We start from the raw sequence: 22,893 nt of genomic DNA on the forward strand, positions 1-22,893 counted from the left end.
AAGGACAGGGGCCTTTGGGAAGATCGACGGGCACAGCTCACTGACGGGCGTCGATGGTCGTCCACCAGGGTAGCGGGCGGCGGATGGAAACCGGCAGGGCACTTTCCAGCATGGCCAGGATCTGCTCGGGGTCATGCAGCGGGTAGGCGCCCATGACCCGCAGGTGGGCGACTTCCGGGGCGACCCCCAAGTGCCCGTGTTGGTAGCGGGACAGCTCCTCGACGAACTCCGTCAGGGGCATGTCGCTGACCAGCAGGATGCCCTTGGCCCAGGCTTGGCGGGTCTGTACGGCAGGCCCCGTGCTGCCGATAGCCTGCCGATCGAAGCGCAGCTGCTGCCCGGCCTGGATGATGCGCATGGCGCCCGTGCCGGCGGTGCGGATCTCCACCGCACCCTCGAAGACCGCCAGCCGGGTGCTTCCGTCCTGCTGTGTCACGCTGAAGCGCGTCCCCAGCGCCCGCAGGCTGCCTTCGGCGGTTTCGACGATGAAGGGCCTGGCCTCCTCGGCGGTATCGATCAGCACTTCCCCGGCGAGCAGTTGCAGGCGACGCCACTCGTGTCGGTAATCGGTATCCAGGGCACTGGCGCCGTTGAGCCAGATGTGCGTGCCGTCGGCCAGAAGGAAGTCCCGTACTTCCCCGGTTGCCGTGTGGTAGTCGGCGCGCCAGGCTGCGAGCAGATGCGGCAGGGGCGTCGCGCGCCAGCCGATCCAGCCGAGCAGGGCGCCGCCCGACAGCAGCGCCAGGCTGCGCACCGCCTGACGGCGGGACATGTCCGTGTGGCGCGCCGTGCGCAGGGTTCGCGCGGCGGTGTCGCCATCGCCCTGCAGGGCCGCGAAACGCCGGCTGACGCGCTCCACATATTGCCAGGCGTGGCGATGCGCATCGCTTTGCCCATGCCAGCGCCGCCAGGCCTCGCAGGTGGCGTCGTCGTGCGGATCGGCGCTCAGCCGGGCGTACCAGTGGGCGGCCTGCTGCAGGGTGGCGTGATCGGGCTTCTGGCCGGACACGGGGTCAGGCGAGCGCTTCATCGAGTTCGGCCTCGAGCAGCAGGCACTGGTACATCGCCTGGGCCATGTACTTGGTCACGGTACGCTCGGAAATTCCCAGGCGCTCGCCGATGGCCTTGTAGCCGAGGCCTTCGAGCTGGGCCAGGAGAAAGGCCTCGGCGACTCTCTCCGGCAGGCGGGAGAGCATCGCATGTACCTGCTGCAGGGCTTCCAGCACCAGGGCCCGGTGCTCCTCCGAGGGCGCCACGGCTTCGGGGCGGCCGGCCATGACCTCCAGCCAGGCCTGCTCGACCTGCCGGCGGCGCCAGAAATCCACGCAGACATTGCGGGACATGCCATGCAGGTAGGCGCGGGCATGGCTGTCGCTGTCGAACCGGCGCGGCCGGGCCAGCAGGCGCAGGAACACATCGTGGGCCAGGTCGGCGGAGTCGCAGGCATTGCCCAGCTTCCTGTACAGCCAGGCACGTATCCAGCCATGGTGCTCGGCATAGTAGAGCGCTACCTGCTGCTGGTAGGTCGTGTCGAGGGTCGACATGGCCGGTTACCGTCCACTTGTCTTGGTCATACGAATAAGAGGAATTCTCATCTTATGCTGGCCAGTACCCGGCTAGCAATCCGCATGCCGATATACGGTAACGTTTCCTCGGCTGCCATCATTGCCGCAGGGCCCGCCGCCCCCGCATTTTCCGCTCGGCCGCCCAGCCATTTGCCGAGCTGCGTTGTCGGGAATTTCTCATTAACATGGGTGGTGTCCCTTCCGACTCAAGGTCAACTGCCGTGACTGCCAGCAACCCCCTTCTGCAAGCTTTCGACCTGCCGCCCTATTCCGCCATCCGTCCGGAGCATGTCGAGCCGGCCATCGATCAGATCCTCACCGACAACCGCGCGGCCATCGCCAAGCTGCTCGCCGAGCAGGGCGGCACGCCGAGCTGGAACGGCCTGGTGCTGGCGCTGGACGAGCTGGGCGAGCGCCTCGGCCGCGCCTGGAGTCCGGTCAGCCACCTCAACGCGGTGTGCAACAGCCCCGAGCTGCGCGCCGCCTACGAGGCCTGCCTGCCCAAGCTGTCCGCCTACTGGACCGAGCTGGGACAGAACCACGCCCTCTGCGACGCCTACAAGGCCCTGGCTGCCAGCCCCGAGGCCGCGGGCTTCGAGGTGGCGCAGAAGACCATCCTCGAACACACCCTGCGCGATTTCCACCTGTCCGGCATCGACCTGCCCAAGGCCGAGCAGCAGCGCTACGGAGAGATCCAGATGCGCCTCTCCGAGCTGACCAGCCGCTTCTCCAATCAGTTGCTCGACGCCACCCAGGCCTGGACCAAGCACATTACCGACGAAGCCGCCCTGGCCGGCCTGACCGACTCGGCCAAGGCGCAGATGGCCCAGGCGGCCAAGGCCAAGGAGCTCGACGGCTGGCTGATCACCCTGGAATTCCCCAGCTACTACGCGGTGATGACCTATGCCGACGACCGCGCCCTGCGCGAGGAGCTCTACGCGGCCTACTGCACCCGCGCCTCCGACCAGGGGCCGAACGCCGGGCAGCTCGACAACGGCCCGCTGATGGTGGAAATCCTCGACCTGCGCCGTGAGTTGGCCCAGTTGCTCGGCTACAACAACTATGCCGAGCTGTCACTGGCGACCAAGATGGCCAACTCCGGCGAGCAGGTGCTGGGCTTCCTGCACGATCTGGCCGCGCGCAGCAAGCCGTTCGCCGAGCAGGACCTGGCCGAGCTGCGCGCCTTCGCCTTTGATCAGGGCTGCACCGATCTCGCCAGCTGGGACGTCGGCTACTACAGCGAGAAGCTGCGCCAGGCCCGCTACAGCATCTCCCAGGAGCAGCTGCGCGCCTACTTCCCGATCGACAAGGTGCTCACCGGCCTGTTCGTCATGGTCCAGCGCCTCTACGGCATCGAGATCCGCGAGTTGAAGGACTTCGACACCTGGCACCCGGATGTGCGCCTGTTCGAGATCCTGGAGAACGGCGAGCACGTCGGGCGCTTCTTCTTCGATCTCTATGCCCGCGCCAACAAGCGCGGCGGCGCCTGGATGGACGGCGCCCGCGACAAGCGCAGATCGGCGCAGGGCGAACTGATCAGCCCGGTGGCCAACCTGGTGTGCAACTTCACCCCGGCGGTGAGCGGCAAACCTGCGCTGCTCACCCACGACGAGGTGACCACCCTGTTCCACGAGTTTGGCCACGGCCTGCATCACCTGCTGACGCGGATCGAGCATGTCGGCGTCTCCGGGATCAGCGGCGTGCCCTGGGACGCGGTGGAGCTGCCCAGCCAGTTCATGGAGAACTGGTGCTGGGAACCGGAAGGCCTGGCGCTGATCTCCGGCCACTACGAGACCGGCGAGGCACTGCCCCAGGACCTGCTGGAGAAGATGCTGGCGGCGAAGAACTTCCAGTCCGGGATGATGATGGCGCGCCAGCTGGAGTTCTCGCTGTTCGACTTCGAGCTGCACGTCCACCATGGCGACGGGCGCAGTGTGCTCCAGGTGCTGGAGGGCATCCGCGACGAGGTTTCGGTGATGCGCCCGCCGGCCTACAACCGCTTCCCCAACAGCTTCTCGCACATCTTTGCCGGCGGCTACGCGGCCGGCTACTACAGCTACAAGTGGGCGGAAGTACTGTCCGCCGACGCCTTCTCCCGCTTCGAGGAAGATGGCGTGTTCAACCCCGTCACCGGCAGCGCCTTCCGCGAGGCGATCCTGGCCCGCGGCGGCTCGCAGGATCCCATGGTGCTGTTCGTCGACTTCCGCGGCCGCGAGCCGTCCATCGACGCCCTGCTCCGTCACCTTGGCCTGAGCGCGGCGGCCTGAGAGAAGATCATGAGCGGACACAAGAAACAGTTCATCGCCGGCGCCGTGTGCCCGGCCTGCGAAACCATGGACACCGTGCGGATGTGGAACGTCGACGGCGTGCCCCACCGAGAATGCGTGTCCTGCTCCTTTGCCGACACCCTCAATGCCGAGGGCTTGTCGGTGCCCCTCGAACTGGGCACCCGGGTCAACAAGGCCGAGGCGGCCCCGGCCACCCCCGGCCCCGCTGCGCCCAAGGTGCACACCGCGCAGTTCTTCCCCAACCCGAAGCTGAAGAAGCCGGACGCCTGAAGCCAAGCCCCGCGGACTATCAAGGCAATGGCGTGTCCATTGCCTTTTTTGTTTGTGCGCACCCACACCGTCCACTTAAAGCGATGTAAAGTGATGCACATTTATGCTCAATGGTGAAAAGGCATGAAATCCGCCCGCACAACCATTTCCCTACCCCCCGAGCAACTGGAGCAGTTGCAGGCCCTGGCCGACCGACACGGCTTGTCGCTCGCCTGGGTCATACGCCAGGCCATCAACGAGTTCCTGGCCCGGATCGATCAGCCGGCCAGCTTCGATCCTCTGGCTTCCAGGAAGGAAGGCTGATGTACACCCTCTATCAACGCGCCTACCTGGCCCACTGGCTATCTCTCGCCCGGGAAACGGAGCAATCGCTGACGCAAACGATCGCCAGCGCCAAGGTCGACATGAACCCCCACCAGGTCGATGCCGCTCTATTCGCGCTGCGCTCGCCGCTTTCCCAGGGCGTGTTGCTGGCGGACGAGGTCGGCCTCGGCAAGACCATCGAGGCCAGCCTGGTGCTGGCGCAGAAATGGGCCGAAAAGCGCTGCAGGCTGCTGCTGATCGTGCCGGCCACGCTGCGCAAGCAGTGGAGCCAGGAGCTGGCCGACAAGTTCGCCCTGCCAGCCATCATTCTGGAGGCCAAGAACTTCAACGAAGCCCGAAAGAAGGGCGCCGGCAATCCGTTCGATATCGAACGTGCCTTCGGCCAGCCGGCCATCGCCATCTGCTCGAATTCGCCGCGCGCAAGCAACAGGAGCTGGCGCGCATCCAGTGGGATCTGGTGGTGTTCGACGAGGCGCACAAGCTGCGCAACATCTACAAGAACGACGGTGCCAAGATCGCCAGGGCCCTGGAAACGGCTTTGAAGGGCTGCCCCAAGCTGCTGCTCTCGGCTACGCCCATGCAGAACAACCTGCTGGAGCTCTATGGCCTGGTGTCGATCATCGACACGCACTTCTTCGGCGACCTCGAGTCCTTCAAGGCCCGCTACAGCAAGCCGAAACTGGAACCAGAAGAACTGGCGCAGCTGCGCAAGCGCCTGCAGAGCGTCTGCAGTCGTACCCTGCGCCGGCAGGTCCAGGCGGAAGGCGGCATCAACTTCACCCGCCGCTACTCGATGACCGAACCCTACGATCCGAATCGGGACGAATTGGAGCTCTACCAGAAGGTATCGGCCTACCTGCAGGACGAAGAGGTCCTGGCGATCAAGCCCGGTGCGCGACATTTGGTGACCCTGGTCATCCGCAAGATCCTGGCGTCCTCGTCCCACGCCATCCAGGGCACCCTGCAGCGGATGATCGAGCGCCTGGAAAGCAAGATGTCGCTTGCCGATGCACTGAACGATTACGAGGAACTGGATGACCTCGCCGACGCCAGTGGCGTGGAGGACGAGGACTTCATCGACCCCGTTGCCCTACAGGGCGAAATCGATAGGCTCAAGGATTTCCTCAAGCTAGCCAGCAGCATCAGCCGCAATGCCAAGGGCGATGCCCTGCTGCGGGCGCTGGATCGGGCCTTCGACTCCGCCGAACGCCTGGGCGGCCAGCGCAAGGCGGTGATCTTCACCGAGTCGGTGCGCACCCAGGCCTGGCTGTTCGAGCAACTCGGTGCCGCCGGCTATCGCGACCGGATCGTGCTGCTCAACGGCACCAACACCGATGCCGATTCCCAGCAGACCTACCGCGCCTGGCTGGAAAAGCACCAAGGCTCTTCCCGCATTTCCGGCTCGAAGAGCGCCGACATGAAGGCGGCGCTGGTCGAGCGCTTTCGCGACCAGGCCAGCATCATGATTTGCACCGAGGCCGGCGCCGAAGGCATCAACCTGCAGTTCTGCTCGCTGCTGATCAACTACGACCTGCCCTGGAACCCGCAGCGGGTCGAGCAGCGCATCGGCCGCGTGCATCGCTATGGCCAGAAGCACGACGTGGTGGTGGTGAACTTCATCAACAACGCCAACGTCGCCGACCGCCGCGTGTACGAACTGCTGAACCGCAAGTTCCAGCTGTTCGAGGGTGTATTCGGGGCTTCAGATGAAATCCTCGGCTCCATCGAGTCCGGTGTGGATATCGAGCGGCGCATCCATGACATCTATCAGAAGTGCCGTAGCGACGAGGAAATCGAGCGGGAATTCGACGAGCTTCAGGCCCAGTTGCAAACCCAGATCGAGAGACGCAATCACGATGCCCGCCGCTCGCTGCTGGAACACTTCGATGTCGACGTCGTAGCGCGCCTGAACATGCGCCGCGACCGGACACGGGCGGCACTCGACGACTATCAGCAGCGCCTGCTGCTGGCGCGCATGAGCCTGCCACAGGCCCGTTTCGACGGGGACCGTTTCGAACTGGACGGCCATTGGCATGACCCGGACTGGCAGCAGGCCGAACAAGACGACGCCCGGTTCCTCCAGCCCCACGATGGCATGGGCCGCGAACTGATCGAAAAGGCCAAGGAACAGCTGGCAGCCCCCGCCGCTGCCGAACTGCTGTTCAGCTATTCGCCAACCGGCAACGGCCAGTATTCCAACCTGCTCGAGCTGCTTGGCCAGTCCGGCGAGCTGGTGCTGGAAAAGCTCGTGCTCAGTACCCCCAAGCAGCGGCGCGAGCATCTGCTGCTGGCCGGCTGCAGCGACAGCGGCCAACTGCTGGACGAACGCACCTGCGAACGCCTGCTGCTGCTCAAGTCCGAGGAGCGCTCGACCGCCCCGGCCTTCCGGCATGAATCGACCCTGCAGGAACAGCTCGAAGCGCTGCGGGCAAGTTGCCTGAAACAGGCCGAGGCCGCCAACGAACAATATTTCGAGGAAGAGACTGAAAAGCTCGATCGCTGGGCGCGAAGACAAGCGCATCGGCCTGGATATCCGCATCAGGCAGCTCGACCAGGAAATCAAGGAAGCGCGCAAGACGGTACGCCAGCTGGAAACCCTGCAGGAAAAGATGAGCGCCAAGAAGGCGCTGAAAAAGCTCGAACGCGAGCGCGACGACCTGATGCTCGCCTACCACGAAGAAAAGAAGAAAATCGAAGCCGAGGAAGACCGTCTGCTCGAAGAGATCGGGCAAAACCTGGAGCTCAGCGTGCAGCATGAGCGCCTGTTCAGCCTGCGCGGGCGCCTGGAGGGCACAGCATGATCAACACCACGGAACTGGTGCGCGAACTGATCTACCAGATCCGTCTCGGCGAGGACTCGGCCTATGCGTTCAGCTCATTGAGCTTGCAAGACGATACGGTTACCTGGCCGTACCGCGACAGCGTGGGCGACGAGCTGGCCGCATTCGCCAACGGCAGCGGCGGCGTGCTGCTGCTCGGCGTCAACGACAAGAGCCGCGAAGTGGAAGGGATCGAGCGCGAGCAGCTGGATACGGTGGAGTTGTGGCTGACCAACATGGCCAGCCAGGCCATTGACCCGCCGCTGCCGATCGAGACGCGGCTGGTGGAAATTCCCGACGGCCAGGGCAATGCCCGGCCAGTGGTCTGGGTGCGGGTGGCGAAAAGCCTGTTCGTCCACCGCAGCCCCCACGGCTACTTCCACCGGGTCGGCTCCAGCAAGCGGGAGATGTCGCCCGAACTGCTGGCCCGGCTGTTCCAGCAGCGCAGCATGGCGCGACTGATCCGCTTCGACGAGCAACTGGTGCCCAACGCCGGCCCGGACGACATCGACCCGGCGCTGAAAGCCCGCTTCCTGCGCGGCGATCTGCCGGAAGCCCTGCAGCTGAAAAAGCTCTATCTGCTGTTGGAGGACGAGAACCGCCAGCCGTGCCTGACCGTCACCGGCGTGCTGCTGCTGACCCGCCGCCCCGCGGATTTCCTCTCCTCGGCCTACGTGCAGTGCGTGGCCTATTCCGGCAGCGAGCGCAACGCCGAATACCAGCTGGACGCCCAGGACTGCGACGGCCCGGTGGACGAGCAGATCTGCCAGGCCTTCGCCTTCGTCCGGCGCAACATGCGCGTGGAGGCGGTCAAGCGTCCCGGTCGCATCGACATTCCCCAGTACGATCTGGGCGCGGTCTACGAGGCGCTGGTCAATGCCGTGGCGCACCGCGACTACGCCATGTATGGTGCGCGCATCCGCGTGCACCTGTTCGCCGATCGGCTGGAAATCTCCACCCCCGGCGGGCTGCCCAACAGCCTGACGGTGGAGAGCATGGACGCCAACAGCATCAGCCGCAACGAAACCCTGGTAAACCTGCTCAGCCGCTACTACCCGGCCGACCCGGTGACCCACCGGCAGAACCTGATCGAACGGCGCGGCGAAGGCGTGCCGACCATCCTCGCCGCCAGCGAGCGGCTGTCCCTGCGTCGCCCGCTCTTCGAACAGAACGACCATACCGAACTGAAACTGACGATCTACGCCGCCAGCCGCGAACGCAACGGCCTGGTGGCGCAGTTCGCCGACGACGAATAAGGCCGTACTACGCAATGAGCGAAAAACAGAGGTGCTGATGGACGAGGCCCATCGCTATTACGCCGACGCCGGACTCAAGGCCATCAAGGACCTCAAGCCGGTGCTGGGCATCGAGCTGACCGCCACGCCGAAGACTGTTGGCGCCAAACCCCGCCCGTTCGGCAATGTGGTCTATCACTACCCGCTGTCCTGTGCGCTCAAGGACGGCTATGTGAAGATCCCCGCGGTGGCCACCCGCAAGGATTTCCGCGCCGACCAGTACGGCCAGGAGGCGCTGGAAACCATCAAGCTGGAGGACGGCATCCACCACCACGAATACGTCAAGGTCGAGCTGGAAAACTACGCCCGCAGCCAGGGCGTCAAAGCGGTCAAGCCGTTCATGCTGGTGGTGGCGCAGGACACCGCCCATGCCGCCGCCATCCGCACGCGCATCGAGTCGGATGGCTTCTTCGGCGGTCGCTACCGGGGCCGGGTGATCGAGGTGCACTCCAACCAGTCCGGCGAGGAGTCGGACGGCAGCCAGGAGGCTCGCGAAGCGCGCCCGGAGGATTACCTGGTGCGCCGTCTGCTCGACCGGGACGAGGTGGACTACGACCTCTACGCGGAGCTTCTCTACAAATTGGCAGGCCAGGTGATCGCGCATTTGCGCGGCTATCTGGCGGATGAGGAGGCGGTGGAGAACGTGCTGCTCTACTGGCAGAAACAGCTCGGCGATTTCATCTGGGCGCAGATGGGCGAGAAGCAGTGGACGACGCCCTGCGACTATCAGGGCAAGGTCATCCCCCGGCTTCGATGTGCTCCGGCCGGCGACCTACACGCTGGCTGCAGGCGAGAAGCCCCGCCATTTCCGCGCACCGATCACCGACAAGCGCGCCATTCGCCAGATGGTGTTCGAGGGTTTCCAGCGCTGCTGCTTTCCCTATCAGAAATTCGACTCGGTGGAAGGCGAGTGGCGTCTGGCCCAGGTGCTGGAAGACGACGCCAGCGTGCTCAAGTGGTTGAAGCCCGCGCCGGGGCAGTTCCGTATCGAATACCGGAACGGTCAGAACTACGAGCCGGATTTCGTGGTGGAAACCGCGACGAGCTACCTGATCGTCGAGCCCAAACGCGCCGATCAGATCGATCAGAAGGATGTGCAGGCCAAGGCAAGCGCCGCGGTGCGCTGGTGTGGCTTTGCTAATCGGCATGCACGCGAGCATGGCACCAAGCCCTGGCGCTATTTGCTGGTGCCGGACGACCAGATTGCCCTCGGCGTGAGCCTGGCCAGACTGAAAGCGGAGTTTTGCCTGAATGACGATGACTGACGGCTGGCACCTGGTCTGCGGCGACCTCGCGGCCGAGGCCATCCGGCCTCTGCTGGGCGAGGCGGCGCGGATCGGGGTGCTGCGCGACGACCTGGCGGTCGGGCCGCTGCTGGATGTGGAGGAACCGCCCTGTGCGGTGCGTGCGGCGTTCTGGCAGGGCGTCTGGCCACCCGGTCAGGCGCAGCCGCCGTTCGCTGCGCAGCTCGCCGAGGAAGCCCAGTGGCTGGCCGGCCTGGCCCGCCAGGCTGAGCCGGTGACGGTCTGGCACGGCGATAGCGCCTCCGAGCAGCTGCTCCTGGCGCGGATCGCTGCGGCCTTCCTGGATGCGCCGCTGGAACTGCGTGAAGTCGCCTGCGGTAGCGGCGACAGCGGGGTGCGCCAGCGCCGCGCGGTCTCACAGTGTTCGCCGCAGCAGCTGCGCGACTGCCAGCGTCAGGCCCGGCCGCTGTCCGCCGGGCGCCGCGCCGAGCTGGCCGGCCAGTGGCGGCAGGCGGTGGCGGAGAACGGCGGCGTGCGCCGCTGGCGCGCTGGCGCCTTCCATACGGAGGACTACCGACTGGTCGACGGCATGCTGCTGTGCCTGTGCAGCCGCGACTGGCAGGCGCTGCCGCTGCTGCTGTCCCAGGCGATGCGCTGCTGCAGCGGCTTCTTCGCCACCGATTTGTTCCTCGCCTGGCGCCTGCGCGAGCTGGCCCGCCAGGGTCGCGTCGACTTCGCCGGGGCGCCGCAGGCCGAATTCGCCAGCCTGCGCGTGCGCCGGCTAACCGATTAATCCTCCCGCCACTTGTCCGCATGGCGGGAAATAACTTCCCGCAAAATTCTATTTATTGGCATTAGTCAAAAGTTATTCTGTAAGAAAATATTTAAGCCGACAGACACGGCTTGAATGCCGAAAGTTACTTATATGTAAAAAAATGTAAACCGGCCGTAACGTTCGGGGAGGTACGCTGTTCGACAGCAGCACTGCCGCACGCCCGGCCGGCGCCCTGGAAGGCAGGAACGACGCGGAATATGGCTAAATACCATTAACCGGATGGGCGACTGCCGGGACAGGCGACGGGGGCGACGTCCGTTGCATTCGGTTTCATTTAAGTTGTGTAGCCGGCTATTCAGTTTCACTTAATTTATGAGCTCCGGCCATTCAGCTTTATTTAAGTTGAAAGGCTGAGGCTGATTCTATCGAGGGCACCTTGAATGCCCCGCGCCCGTCCTGTATCGAACGCGTCTTTCCGGCTCGTCGCAGCAAGGGCGAACACTGAGCCTTGCCAATTTTCGCTACCCAGGGAGGTTATGCCATGAATCACTGCATCTCAGGACAGAGCTCACAGGGAACGACCGAAGCCCGCACCGAATCCGAAAACGCCGAGGTGGCGCTGAAGAATATCGTCGAGGGCTTCCACCGCTTTCGCACCGAGGTCTTCCCGCAGCAGAAGGAGTTCTATCGCGCGCTGGCCAGCGGCCAGCGGCCGCGGGCGATGTTCATCACCTGCGCCGACTCGCGCATCGTCCCCGAGCTGATCACCCAGAGCTCTCCGGGCGACCTGTTCGTCACCCGCAACGTCGGCAACGTGGTGCCGCCCTACGGGCAGATCAACGGCGGCGTGTCCACCGCCATCGAATACGCAGTGATGGCGCTCGGTGTACATCACATCATCGTCTGCGGCCATTCCGACTGCGGCGCCATGAAGGCGGTGCTCGACCCGCCGAGCATGGAGAGCATGCCCACCGTCAAGGCCTGGCTGCGCCATGCCGAGGTGGCCAAGACGGTGGTGGAGCAGAACCGCTGCAGTTGCGCCGGCCGCGACACCCTGGAGGTGGTCACCGAGGAGAACGTGGTCGCCCAGCTCGACCACCTGCGCACCCATCCCTCGGTGGCGGCGCGCCTGGCCAGCGGCCAGCTGTTCATCCACGGCTGGGTCTATTCCATCGAGACGTCCGAGATCAAGGCCTACGATGCCGAGCAGGGCTGCTTCCGTCCCCTCGACAGCGAAGGCTCGGTTCCCATGGCTACCCCGCGCCCGCGCTTCCACCAGAACTAGCGACACCGAGAGTCCGCCAGGCCGATCCTTTCGATCGGCCTTGTTTTTTTGACTTTCGCCCGAGCATCCGGTGCGGAGCCGCCGTCCTGCGCCGCGGGCGAGCCATATCCAACCTCGCACACGGAAGGAACCTTCAATGAACCTTGAAACCCTGAAATCCACCCTGCCACGGGACGCCATGGCCTCCGTGGTGGTCTTCCTCGTCGCCCTGCCGCTGTGCATGGGCGTCGCCATCGCCTCCGGCATGCCGCCGGCCAAGGGCCTGATCACCGGTATCATCGGCGGACTGGTGGTCGGCTGGCTGGCCGGCGCGCCGCTGCAGGTCAGCGGCCCGGCGGCGGGCCTGGCGGTGCTGGTCTTCGAGCTGGTGCGCCAGCACGGCATCGCAATGCTCGGGCCGATCCTGCTGCTGGCCGGACTGATCCAGCTGCTCGCCGGGCGCCTGCGCCTGGGCTGCTGGTTCCGCGTCACCGCGCCGGCGGTGGTCTACGGCATGCTGGCGGGGATCGGCATCCTGATCATCCTGTCGCAACTGCACGTGATGCTCGACGCCTCGCCGCAGGCCTCCGGCCTGAACAATCTGCAGGCCTTCCCGGCGGCGCTGGTCGATGCCCTGCCGTTCGGCGCCGGCGACGGCTGGAGCGCCGGGCTGCTCGGCCTGCTGACCATCGGCACGATGTGGCTGTGGGACAAGCGCAAGCCGGCCAAGCTGCGTTTCCTGCCCGGCGCGCTGCTCGGCGTGAGCCTGGCGACGCTGCTCAGCCTGATCCTGTCGATGGACGTGCGGCGGGTCGAGGTGCCGGCCAACCTGGGCGATGCCATCGACTGGGTGCAGCCGGCCGACCTGCTGCGCCTGCTGACCGATCCCAGCCTCTTGATCGCGGCGCTGACCCTGGCCTTCATCGCCAGCGCCGAGACCCTGCTGTCGGCCGCCGCGGTGGACCGCATGCACCAGGGCAAGCGCGCCGACTTCGACCGCGAGCTGACTTCCCAAGGCGTCGGCAACATGCTCTGCGGCCTGCTCGGCGCCCTGCCGATGACCGGGGTGATCGTGCGCAGCTCGGCCAACGTGCAGGCCGGCGCCGTCACCCGGATGTCGGCCATCCTCCACGGCCTCTGGCTGCTGGCCTTCGTCCTGCTGCTGACCGCGGTGCTGCAGAGCATTCCGGTGGCCAGCCTGGCCGGGGTACTGGTCTACACCGGGGTCAAGCTGGTCGACATCAAGGCCCTGCGCGGTCTGGGCCGCTACGGCCGCATGCCGATGTTCATCTACGGCGCCACAGCGCTGGCGATCGTCTTCACCGACCTTCTGACCGGGGTGATGATCGGTTTCGCCCTGACCCTGGGCAAGCTCGCCTGGCGCGCCTCGCGGCTGAAGATCAACCTGGTCTATGACGAGGACGGGCGCACCGCGGAACTGCGCATGGTCGGCTCGGCGACCTTCCTCAAGGTGCCGGAACTGTCCCGCGTGCTGGCCTCGGTCCGCCCGGGCACCCAGCTGCACGTGCCGCTCGATCACCTGAACTACATCGACCATGCCTGTATGGAGCTGCTCGACGAATGGCGCGCCGCCAGCGCGGCCAACGGTTCCGAGCTGGTGCTCGAATCCCGTGCGGTGAAGCGTCGCCTGGAAGGCCGGGTGCGCACCACCGTCGGCATCGGCAGCGCCGGCACGGCCTGAGTGGAGATGGCCGCTCCCCGCGCGGGAGCGGCCTTGGTCGCGATGTGGCCTAAAGCCGTAGGGCGGGTGCAACCCGCCGGACATGGCAAGAGATCCGATGCCCAATGGCGGGTTGCACCCGCCCTACCCGTCCGACCGGCTCAACTGCAACTCCACCCCGAACTGCCGCGACAGGCAGGGCCAGGCCAGCCAGGCGGCGACGGTCTTCGGGTTGCTCAGGCGGGCACGGTAGGACTCCAGGGACACCTGCTCGAACAGCGTGTTGCCGAGCAGGCCATTCACCGCCAGCTCCACGGCCCCGTCCAACTGGTTGGCGAAGGGTTCGCCGATCAGCCGGTGGGCGACCAGGTTGGCCACCGTGGTATCCAGGGGTATCAACGGCTGGCCGAGGAAGGCGATGTAGCGGTCATTGATTTCCTCGATCAGGCGATGCGCCAGATAGGCCTCGTCGAGCAGGCCGGCGAGGCCTTCCTGCCCCTCCAGCACCTCCGGCGGGCTGAGGAAGAAGTGCGCGGCCACCTTCAGCACCGGGCCGACCTGCACCTCGATGCCTGCTTCGCAGGCGACCGCATGGGCGGCTTCGAGCAGTTCCGGCACCTGCTCCAGATAACCATCGACGAAGTTCGTCAGCACTCCCAGACCACCCTCCTCGGGCAGGCAGATGGCGGGGTGCAGGTACTGCATCCGGCTTTCCAACTGACGAGCGAGCGTGCCGTGGCGGGCTTCATGCTGGCGGGCGCGCTCGATCAACTGGCGCAAGGCTGGAATATTCAAGAGAGGGACTCCTCGGCTTTCTGCGGTGGGGTAGCCTCCCTGGCCACTGGACAGATCTGCCTAGAGTAGACGTCCGTACCGCTCGCCGCTATTGGCAAATGGCCGCCCCCGGCCGCAAAAAATTCCCCCGGCGCCGACGCTGTCTATACTCGACTCGAAACACGCTTACCGGAGTGAGGCCCGACTGCGCCGCAGGCCGGGGTTCTGCGGTAGCGGGTCGCGGGAAAGGGAACGCCGGTATGCAGGCCGTGTGAAAACGTAGCGCAGTAGTTTTCACACGGCCTGCTTCGGCGGTTTCCGGCGGCCCGTCCAGGTCGATAGACCTGGCAGCAGCGCCCTGCGTCGACGTTCCGCCAGCGGGATTAAAAGAACGATAAGGGGAACCCGCAATGATGCGACATCCACGACTCTGGATGGGTCTTCTGTCGTGCTCGGCTCTGTCCCGGGCACAGGCCGCCTGGGATGTGAACATGCGGCCGGGGGCCACGGAAGTCAGCCGTTCCATCTTCGATCTGCACATGACCATTTTCTGGATCTGTGTGGTTATCGGCGTGCTGGTATTCGGCGCGATGTTCTGGTCGATGTTCGCCCACCGCCGCTCGCGCCGTCCGCAGCCCGCCCACTTCCACGAGAACACTCGGGTCGAGGTGCTGTGGACAGTGATTCCGCTGCTGATTCTGATCGCCATGGCGGTGCCGGCGACCCGCACGCTGATCCACATCTACGACCCTTCCGAGCCGGACCTGGACATCCAGGTCACCGGCTACCAGTGGAAGTGGCACTACAAGTACCTGGGCGAGGACGTGGAGTTCTTCAGCAACCTGAGCACCGACCGCGATGCCATCGGCAACCAGGCGCCCAAGAGCGACCACTACCTGCTGGAGGTCGACCAGCCGCTGGTGATTCCGGCCGGCGCCAAGGTGCGCTTCCTGGTCACCGCGGCGGACGTCATCCACTCCTGGTGGGTGCCGGAGCTGGCAGTGAAGAAGGACGCCATCCCCGGCTTCATCAACGAGGCCTGGACCCGGGTGGCCGAGCCCGGCCTCTACCGCGGCCAATGCACCGAGCTGTGCGGCAAGGACCACGCCTTCATGCCAGTGGTGGTGGAGGTCAAGGCCCCCGCCGACTACGCCGCCTGGCTGGCCGGCAAGAAGGCCGTCGCCGCCGAGCGCGCGGCGCTGGCCGGCAAGGAGTGGACCCTGGAAGAACTGGTCGCCCAGGGCGAGCAGGTCTACCGGACCAACTGCGCCGCCTGCCACCAGCCCGGCGGCGAAGGCCTGCCGCCGGTGTTCCCGGCCCTCACAGGCTCGGCGATCACCACCGGGCCGAAGGAAGGTCACATAGACATGGTCGTCAACGGCAAGCCGGGCACCGCCATGGCCGCCTTTGGCAAGCAGCTCTCCGATGTCGATCTGGCCGCGGTGATCAGCTACGAGCGCAACGCCTTGGGCAACGCGGTTGGCGACATCGTCACCCCGCAGGACATTCTCACCTTCCGGCAGGCCGAGGAGGCCGGCCAGGGCATGCAGCCCGCTCAACCCCAATAGAGGAGAGGCCACGATGAGCGCAGTGATCGAACCGGGGCACGCCGGCCATGACGAACACCCTCACGGCCCGGCCAGGGGCCTGATGCGCTGGGTGCTGACCACCAACCACAAGGACATCGGCACGCTGTATCTGTGGTTCAGCTTCATCGCCTTCCTGCTCGGCGGCAGCATGGCCATGATCATCCGTGCCGAGCTGTTCCAGCCGGGGTTGCAGATCGTCCAGCCGGAGTTCTTCAACCAGATGACCACCATGCACGGCCTGATCATGGTCTTCGGTGCGGTGATGCCGGCCTTCGTCGGCCTGGCCAACTGGATGATCCCGCTGATGATCGGCGCGCCGGACATGGCCCTGCCCCGGATGAACAACTTCAGCTTCTGGCTGCTGCCGGCGGCCTTCAGCCTGCTGGTCAGCACCCTGTTCATGGAGGGCGGCGGGCCGAACTTCGGCTGGACCTTCTACGCGCCGCTGTCCACCACCTTCGCCCCGGAGAGCGTGACCTTCTTCATCTTCGCCATCCACCTGATGGGTATCAGCTCGATCATGGGCGCGATCAACGTGATTGCCACCGTGCTCAACCTGCGTGCGCCGGGCATGACCTTGATGAAGATGCCGCTGTTCGTCTGGACCTGGCTGATCACCGCCTTCCTGCTGATCGCGGTGATGCCGGTGCTGGCCGGGGTGGTGACCATGATGCTGATGGACATCCACTTCGGCACCAGCTTCTTCAACGCCGCGGGCGGCGGCGATCCGGTGCTGTTCCAGCACGTATTCTGGTTCTTCGGCCACCCCGAGGTGTACATCATGATCCTGCCGGCCTTCGGCGCGGTCAGCTCGATCATCCCGACCTTCAGCCGCAAGCCGCTGTTCGGCTACACCTCGATGGTCTACGCCACCGGCGCCATCGCCTTCCTGTCGTTCATCGTCTGGGCGCACCACATGTTCACCGTGGGCATGCCGGTGGCCGGCGAGCTGTTCTTCATGTACGCCACCATGCTGATCGCCGTGCCCACCGGGGTGAAGGTGTTCAACTGGGTGTCGACCATGTGGCGCGGCTCGCTGACCTTCGAGGCGCCAATGCTGTTCGCCGTGGCCTTCGTCATCCTCTTCACCATCGGCGGCTTCTCCGGGCTGATGCTGGCCATCGCCCCGGCCGACTTCCAGTATCACGACACCTACTTCGTGGTGGCGCATTTCCACTATGTGCTGGTGCCCGGGGCGATCTTCGGCATCTTCGCCTCGGCCTACTACTGGCTGCCCAAGTGGACCGGGCACATGTACGACGAAACCCTGGCCAGGTTGCACTTCTGGCTGTCCTTCATCGGCATGAACCTGGCCTTCTTCCCCATGCACTTCATCGGCCTGGCCGGCATGCCGCGGCGCATCCCCGACTACAACCTGCAGTTCGCCGACTTCAACATGGTCTCCAGCCTCGGCGCCTTCCTGTTCGGCGCCACCCAGCTGCTGTTCCTGTACATCGTGATCAAGTGCATCCGCAGCGACGAGGCGGTGCCGGCCAAGCCCTGGGACGGCGCCCACGGCCTGGAGTGGTCGGTGCCCTCCCCCGCGCCCTACCACACCTTCCAGACCCCGCCGCAGGTGGACTGACATGGACCTGCACAAGGCATCCGGCTCATGAGCGACAGCCTGCCCACCGGCCGGTTGATCCGCCGCCTGCTGCTGGTGGTGGTGGCGATGTTCGCCTTCGGCTTCGCCCTGGTGCCGCTGTACGAGGTGATGTGCCAGGCCTTCGGCATCAACGGCAAGACCGCCGGCGCCTGGCAGGGCATGCAGGCGGTGGACGAGTCACGCCGGGTGCGGGTGCAGTTCCTCGCCAGCAACGCCGCCGGCATGAGCTGGGAGTTCCACCCGCTGCAGGACGAGCTGGAGGTGCATCCCGGCGCCAGCAACCAGATGCTGTTCATCGCCCACAACCCCAGCAGCGTGCCGATGACCGCCCAGGCCATCCCCAGCGTCGCACCGGCCAGGGCTGCGGCCTGGTTCCACAAGACCGAGTGCTTCTGCTTCACCCAGCAGGTACTGCAGCCGGGCGAACGCATCGAGATGCCGGTGCGCTTTGTCGTCGATCGCGACCTGCCGGCCGACGTGCGGTACCTGACCCTCGCCTACACGCTGTTCGACATCACCGAGCGCCAGGGGCCGCCGCCGGCCCAGAGCGTCCGATAAGGAGAACGACCATGTCGACCCACGAGCAGTATTACGTCCCCGCCCAGAGCAAGTGGCCGATCATCGCCAGCCTAGGCCTGCTGATCACCGTCTACGGACTCGGCAGCTGGTTCAACGACCTCAAGGCCGGCCGCGACGAGATCTCCGGCCCGCTGATCTTCTTCGTCGGCGCCCTGCTGATCGCCTGGATGCTGTTCGGCTGGTTCGGCAACGTGATTCGGGAAGGCCGCGCCGGCCTCTACAGCGCGCAAATGGACCGCTCGTTCCGCTGGGGCATGAGCTGGTTCATCTTCTCCGAGGTGATGTTCTTCCTGGCCTTCTTCGGCGTGCTCTTCTACATCCGCTACTGGACCGGCCCCTGGCTCGCCGGCGAGGGCGACAAGGGCATCAGCCATATGCTCTGGCCGAACTTCGAATACACCTGGCCGCTGCTGGAGAACCCCGATCCCAAGCAGTACCCGGCACCGAGCGGGACCATCAGCCCCTGGTCGCTGCCGCTGGTCAACACCATCCTGCTGGTGTCCTCCAGCTTCACCGTGACCTTCGCCCACCATGCGCTGAAGAACGGCGAGCGCCAGAAGCTGAAGCTCTGGCTGGCGCTGACCGTCCTGCTCGGAGTGGTCTTCCTGACCCTGCAGGCCGAGGAATACGTGCACGCCTACCAGGAGCTGGGGCTGACCCTGGGCTCGGGCATCTACGGCGCCACCTTCTTCATGCTCACCGGCTTCCACGGCGCCCACGTGACCATCGGCGCGATCATCCTCACGGTGATGCTGTTCCGCGTGCTGCGCGGCCACTTCACCCCCGAGGAGCACTTCGGCTTCGAGGCGGCGAGCTGGTACTGGCACTTCGTGGACGTGGTGTGGATCGGCCTGTTCATCTTCGTCTACGTGCTGTGAACAGGGAGCGGGACAGGGCGCAGGGTGGGTAACGGCGCAGCCTTACCCACCAGATGTCGGTGCGGCACTTCGGTGGAAAACGCTGGCGCGGTTTTCCACCGAACGGAGCCGTAGGGTGGGTGAAACCCGCCGGCAATGGCCGCGATCCGCTCCGGAGCGGCGGGTTGCACCCGCCCTACCAGCTACCAGGTCACATGGGAAACGAGCTGGCCGCTGTAGAAGCCCCAGGCGACCAGCGCCAGGGTCAGCGCGGCCAGACCGACCCGAACGTACAGCGCCTGCAGCACCCGGCGGGTATGGCCGGCGTCGTGGACCAGGAAGAACAGGCCGCTGAACAGGCTGGCCAGCATCGCCAGCAGCGACAGGACAATCGCCACCTTGAGCAGCATGGACGGCTCCGGGGGGTTAAGGGGGATGCGTGCAGTATAGTCCGCCGTCGAGAACGCCCGGCCGCGCGCCGTGGCGCCACTTCCGCCCCGGCTGGGCGCCGAGCCTGCTGGTCGCGCTGCTGTTGCCGGTGCTGATCGGCCTGGGCTTCTGGCAGCTGTCGCGGGCCGAGGACAAGCGCGCCCTGCTCGCCCAGTTCGAGGCCCGCCGCCAGGCCGAGCCGCTCGACCCGTCGGCGCTGGACGCCGCCGGCGCGCTGGCCTGGCAGCGGGTGCGCCTGCACGGCCGCTTCGACCCGGAGCACAGCCTGCTGCTGGACAGCCGCACTCGTGCCGGCCGGCCCGGCGTCGAGCTGCTGCAACCCTTCCGGGACGACAGCGGCCGGTGGCTCCTGGTCAACCGCGGCTGGCTGCCCTGGCCCGATCGGCGCGTACCGCCGGTCTTTGCTACGCCGGGCGCTCCCCTGGCGCTGACCGCCTGGGTCTACCGCCCGCCCGGCAACCCTTTCCTGCTGAAGAACGCCGCCGGCGACGCCTGGCCGCGGCTGGTCAACCGAGTCGACGCAGCGGCCCTCTGGACCGAGCTGGGCCGCGACGGCCTGCCCGTCGAGCTGCGTCTGGAACCCGGCCCGGCCGCCTACGCGGTGGACTGGCCGCTGCTCGCCATGGCCCCGGAGAAGCACCTGGGCTACGCCGTGCAATGGTTCGCCCTGGCCGCCGCCCTGCTCGCCCTGTTCATCTACCTCGGCATCCACAGCGCACGGGAGACTCCTCATGTCGTCACTCACCGCCCGGACTGAACCCCACCTCTCGCCCCGGCGCGGCCGCCTGCAGCTGCTGGCGCTCTTCGCCGTGGTGCTCGGCCCCATGCTGCTGGCCGGCGCCATGTACCAGTGGCGCTTCTGGGTGCCGGAAGGACGCACCTACCACGGCACGCTGATCGGCACCGGCCAGAGCCGCGCCGAGCTGGGCATCGCGCCGACCGGGGGCGCCGAGTCGCGCTGGCAGCTGCTGGTCACCGCCCCGGCGGAGTGCGCCGCGGACTGCCAACGACTGGTCTACCTGGCCCGGCAGATTCATATCGGCCTCGGCCGCGAGGCCGAGCGCGGCGCCCATGCCCTGGCCGTGGGCCAGCCGCTGACCGTCGAGGAAACGCGGCGGCTGGAACGGGAATACCCGCAGCTCGCTCATTACCGCCTGGAACCCACGCTCTACGAGCATGCGGCGCCGGGGCTGTCCGGGGCGCAGCTGTGGATCGTCGACCCGCTCGGCAACCTGGTGCTGCGCTACGGCGCCGAGGCCGACGGCAAGGGCGTGCTGGAGGACCTGCGCCTGCTGCTCAAGCTGTCGAAGATCGGCTGAGCGTGGGGGCCGGCGCCATGCACAACGGAACGGATCGTCGATGGAACGGGAGATTGCCATGCCAACACGTCGCAAACCGGGATTTCGCCTGGCCCTGTTCGCCACCCTGCTGGCCTTCGCGGTGGTGCTGCTGGGTGCTTACACCCGCCTGACCCACGCCGGGCTCGGCTGTCCGGACTGGCCGGGCTGCTACGGCTTTCTCTCGGTGCCGAGCAGCGAAGCGCAGCTGGCCCATGCCGAGCGGCATTTCCCCGACGCGCCGGTGGAGCCGCAGAAGGGCTGGAACGAGATGATCCACCGCTACTTCGCCGGCAGCCTGGGCCTGGCCATCCTCGCCCTGGCGCTGCAGGCGGTGCGCCGCCGGGCGGACCCCGGACAGCCGCGCGGATTGCCGCTGACGCTGCTTGGGGTGGTCATCGCCCAGGCGCTGTTCGGCATGTGGACGGTCACCCTCAAGCTCTGGCCACAGGTGGTGGTCGCTCACCTGCTCGGTGGCATGACCACCCTCGCCCTGCTCTTTCTGCTCGGCCTGCGCCTCTCCAGCGCGGTCCCTGCTCTTCCCTCCCCGGCTCCGGCGCTGCGCGCCCTGGCCGGCGGCGCGCTGGCGCTGAGCGTCGGTCAGATCGCCCTGGGCGGCTGGGTCAGCAGCAACTATGCGGCGGTGGCCTGCCTCGACCTGCCCACCTGCCACGGCCAGTGGTGGCCGGAGGAAATGGACTTCGCCAACGCCTTCCACCTGACCCAGGCGATCGGCCCCAGCTACCTGGGCGGCATGCTCGACGGCCCGGCGCGCACCGCCATCCATCTGAGTCACCGCCTCGGCGCCCTGGCCGTCGCTCTGGTTCTCTCGACGCTCGCCTGGCAGCTGTGGCGCCACGGCCTCGGCCGGCTCGCCGCCCTGCTCCTCGCCGCGCTGGCGCTGCAGGTCGGGCTGGGCATCGGCAACGTGCTGTGGCGCCTGCCGCTGCCGCTGGCGGTCGCCCACAACGGCGGCGCCGCCCTGCTGCTGCTGGCGCTGGTGCTGGTCAACTACCGGCTGCGTGCGCGCCCGGTTTTGCCTGATGGCTCCCACGCTCCTGCGTGGGAGCCCCATGCGGGACACTCCGCCTCTGAGGTTTCCAGATAAGGGGCGCGGAGCGTCCCGGGCTGCGCTCCCACACGGGAGCGCGGGAACGATCAATCACAAGGAGAACAACCATGGCCACCCTACTCGGCGAACGCAGCCAGGCGACCTGGCGCGACTATCTGGAGCTGACCAAACCCAAGGTGGTGGTGCTGATGCTGATCACCTCGCTGGTCGGCATGTTCCTCGCCTCCCGGGCCGGCGTGCCCTGGACGGTGCTGCTCTTCGGCAACCTCGGCATCGGCCTCTGCGCGGGCGCGGCGGCGGCGGTCAACCATGTGGTGGACCGGCGCATCGACGCGATCATGGCGCGCACCCGGCGCCGCCCGCTGGCCGAAGGCCGTGTCGCGCCGCTCGCGGCGCTGGGCTTCGCGCTGCTTCTGGCACTGGCCGGGATGGCCCTGCTACTGACCTTCACCAACCCGCTGGCGGCCTGGCTGACCCTGGCCTCGCTGCTCGGCTACGCGGTGATCTACACCGGCTTTCTCAAGCGCGCCACGCCGCAGAACATCGTCATCGGCGGCCTGGCCGGCGCTGCCCCGCCGCTGCTCGGCTGGGTCGCGGTGAGCGGCCAGCTGTCCGCCGAGCCGCTGCTCTTGGTGCTGATCGTCTTCACCTGGACCCCGCCGCACTTCTGGGCGCTGGCCATCCACCGCAAGGCCGAATACGCCCAGGCCGAGATCCCCATGCTGCCGGTGACCCACGGCGAGGCCTACACCAAGCTGCACATCCTGCTCTACACCCTGGCGCTGCTGGCGGTGACCCTGCTGCCCTACGCCATCCACATGAGCGGTCCGCTCTATCTGGCCTGTGCCCTGCTCCTCGGCGGACGCTTCCTGCACTGGGCCTGGGCGCTGTACCGCGACAGCAAGCCCCACGCGGCGATCGGCACCTTCAAATACAGCATTCGCTACCTGTTCCTGCTGTTCATCGCCCTGCTGGTGGATCACTATTTGCCGCTGACGCTCTAGCACTACAGTTGCATTTTGGAAGTGAGATGAGCCCGCCTGGCCCCGGCCTGATGAGCCCTTCGCCAACATGACCAGGCAATGATCTGTGCCGGATCGATCA

General features: G+C 66.4%; 22 protein-coding genes. 18 read left to right on the forward strand and 4 right to left on the reverse strand.

The genetic code is table 11. The features are described 5' to 3' along the window. Positions 1–37: 37 nt before the first annotated feature. Positions 38–1,030 carry a FecR family protein gene (locus tag ACYVD0_RS02435; RefSeq protein WP_460425315.1) on the reverse strand — a complete coding sequence of 331 codons (993 nt, stop codon included), beginning with the start codon at positions 1,028–1,030 and terminating at the stop codon, positions 38–40. Beyond that, on the reverse strand, positions 1,014–1,544 hold the full coding sequence (locus ACYVD0_RS02440; RefSeq protein ID WP_460425316.1) for a sigma-70 family RNA polymerase sigma factor: 531 nt from the start codon (positions 1,542–1,544) through the stop codon (positions 1,014–1,016). The genes ACYVD0_RS02435 and ACYVD0_RS02440 overlap by 17 nt, the downstream gene beginning before the upstream one ends. A 206-nt stretch (positions 1,545–1,750) precedes the next feature. Here ACYVD0_RS02440 and prlC point away from each other — a divergent pair, with 206 nt between their 5' ends. The 10 genes from prlC (at position 1,751) to ACYVD0_RS02490 (ending at position 13,546) form a co-directional block, all read left to right on the forward strand. After that, positions 1,751–3,832, forward strand: a complete 2,082-nt coding sequence (prlC, locus tag ACYVD0_RS02445) for an oligopeptidase A (RefSeq protein WP_460425317.1) — start codon at positions 1,751–1,753, stop codon at positions 3,830–3,832. 9 nt (positions 3,833–3,841) lie between these two features. Next, positions 3,842–4,123, forward strand: a complete 282-nt coding sequence (locus ACYVD0_RS02450; RefSeq protein WP_460425318.1) for a YheV family putative zinc ribbon protein — start codon at positions 3,842–3,844, stop codon at positions 4,121–4,123. A gap of 123 nt (positions 4,124–4,246) precedes the next feature. Further along, a complete protein-coding gene (locus ACYVD0_RS02455; protein WP_082045330.1) occupies positions 4,247–4,426 on the forward strand; it encodes a ribbon-helix-helix domain-containing protein in 180 nt (59 codons plus the stop codon). Continuing rightward, complete coding sequence (locus tag ACYVD0_RS02460) at positions 4,426–4,989, forward strand: DEAD/DEAH box helicase family protein (RefSeq protein WP_460425319.1); 564 nt, start codon at positions 4,426–4,428, stop codon at positions 4,987–4,989. The genes ACYVD0_RS02455 and ACYVD0_RS02460 overlap by 1 nt, the downstream gene beginning before the upstream one ends. Beyond that, positions 4,908–7,205, forward strand: a complete 2,298-nt coding sequence (locus ACYVD0_RS02465; protein ID WP_460425320.1) for a helicase-related protein — start codon at positions 4,908–4,910, stop codon at positions 7,203–7,205. Before ACYVD0_RS02460 ends, ACYVD0_RS02465 begins: the two co-directional genes overlap by 82 nt. 39 nt (positions 7,206–7,244) lie before the next feature. Then, on the forward strand, positions 7,245–8,522 hold the full coding sequence (locus tag ACYVD0_RS02470) for an ATP-binding protein (protein ID WP_460425321.1): 1,278 nt from the start codon (positions 7,245–7,247) through the stop codon (positions 8,520–8,522). Positions 8,523–8,559: 37 nt separating this feature from the next. Next, the gene (locus ACYVD0_RS02475) at positions 8,560–9,702 is read left to right on the forward strand and encodes a hypothetical protein (protein WP_460425322.1); all 1,143 of its coding nucleotides are present in this window, start codon (positions 8,560–8,562) and stop codon (positions 9,700–9,702) included. 110 nt (positions 9,703–9,812) lie between these two features. Then, entirely contained in the window at positions 9,813–10,598 is a 786-nt protein-coding gene (locus ACYVD0_RS02480; RefSeq protein WP_460425323.1) for a DUF1835 domain-containing protein, read from the forward strand. A gap of 523 nt (positions 10,599–11,121) precedes the next feature. Next, a complete protein-coding gene (locus ACYVD0_RS02485; RefSeq protein ID WP_460425324.1) occupies positions 11,122–11,865 on the forward strand; it encodes a carbonic anhydrase in 744 nt (247 codons plus the stop codon). A gap of 136 nt (positions 11,866–12,001) precedes the next feature. Then, positions 12,002–13,546, forward strand: coding sequence for a SulP family inorganic anion transporter (locus ACYVD0_RS02490; protein ID WP_460425325.1), 1,545 nt, complete (start codon positions 12,002–12,004; stop codon positions 13,544–13,546). 123 nt (positions 13,547–13,669) lie between these two features. On the opposite strand, the gene ACYVD0_RS02495 is transcribed toward ACYVD0_RS02490, so the two are convergent. After that, a complete protein-coding gene (locus tag ACYVD0_RS02495; protein ID WP_460425326.1) occupies positions 13,670–14,320 on the reverse strand; it encodes a hypothetical protein in 651 nt (216 codons plus the stop codon). Between the two features lie 389 nt (positions 14,321–14,709). Between ACYVD0_RS02495 and coxB the strand changes: the two genes are divergently transcribed. Genes coxB through ACYVD0_RS02515 form a run of 4 tightly spaced genes read left to right on the forward strand, consistent with a single transcriptional unit; the run spans position 14,710 to position 18,951 of the window. Beyond that, positions 14,710–15,867, forward strand: coding sequence for a cytochrome c oxidase subunit II (coxB, locus tag ACYVD0_RS02500; RefSeq protein WP_460425327.1), 1,158 nt, complete (start codon positions 14,710–14,712; stop codon positions 15,865–15,867). A 13-nt stretch (positions 15,868–15,880) separates the two neighbouring features. Beyond that, positions 15,881–17,473: a cytochrome c oxidase subunit I gene (gene ctaD / locus ACYVD0_RS02505; protein WP_460425328.1), complete on the forward strand. Its 1,593-nt coding sequence runs from the start codon at positions 15,881–15,883 to the stop codon at positions 17,471–17,473. A gap of 27 nt (positions 17,474–17,500) precedes the next feature. Further along, positions 17,501–18,052, forward strand: a complete 552-nt coding sequence (locus ACYVD0_RS02510) for a cytochrome c oxidase assembly protein (protein WP_460425329.1) — start codon at positions 17,501–17,503, stop codon at positions 18,050–18,052. Between the two features lie 11 nt (positions 18,053–18,063). Continuing rightward, complete coding sequence (locus ACYVD0_RS02515) at positions 18,064–18,951, forward strand: cytochrome c oxidase subunit 3 (RefSeq protein ID WP_460425330.1); 888 nt, start codon at positions 18,064–18,066, stop codon at positions 18,949–18,951. 182 nt (positions 18,952–19,133) lie between these two features. On the opposite strand, the gene ACYVD0_RS02520 is transcribed toward ACYVD0_RS02515, so the two are convergent. Continuing rightward, positions 19,134–19,337 (reverse strand): twin transmembrane helix small protein, encoded by a 204-nt coding sequence (locus ACYVD0_RS02520; protein WP_460425336.1) that lies wholly within the window; start codon positions 19,335–19,337, stop codon positions 19,134–19,136. 32 nt (positions 19,338–19,369) lie between these two features. Between ACYVD0_RS02520 and ACYVD0_RS02525 the strand changes: the two genes are divergently transcribed. From ACYVD0_RS02525 to cyoE, 4 genes are all read left to right on the forward strand, one after another. After that, positions 19,370–20,137, forward strand: a complete 768-nt coding sequence (locus ACYVD0_RS02525) for an SURF1 family protein (RefSeq protein WP_460425331.1) — start codon at positions 19,370–19,372, stop codon at positions 20,135–20,137. Beyond that, positions 20,112–20,699, forward strand: coding sequence for a hypothetical protein (locus ACYVD0_RS02530; protein ID WP_460425332.1), 588 nt, complete (start codon positions 20,112–20,114; stop codon positions 20,697–20,699). Before ACYVD0_RS02525 ends, ACYVD0_RS02530 begins: the two co-directional genes overlap by 26 nt. A gap of 58 nt (positions 20,700–20,757) precedes the next feature. Next, complete coding sequence (locus ACYVD0_RS02535; protein WP_460425333.1) at positions 20,758–21,825, forward strand: COX15/CtaA family protein; 1,068 nt, start codon at positions 20,758–20,760, stop codon at positions 21,823–21,825. Positions 21,826–21,896: 71 nt separating this feature from the next. Then, entirely contained in the window at positions 21,897–22,793 is an 897-nt protein-coding gene (gene cyoE, locus ACYVD0_RS02540) for a protoheme IX farnesyltransferase (RefSeq protein ID WP_460425334.1), read from the forward strand. Positions 22,794–22,893 lie beyond the last annotated feature (100 nt).

The organism is Azotobacter armeniacus (assembly GCF_054779355.1).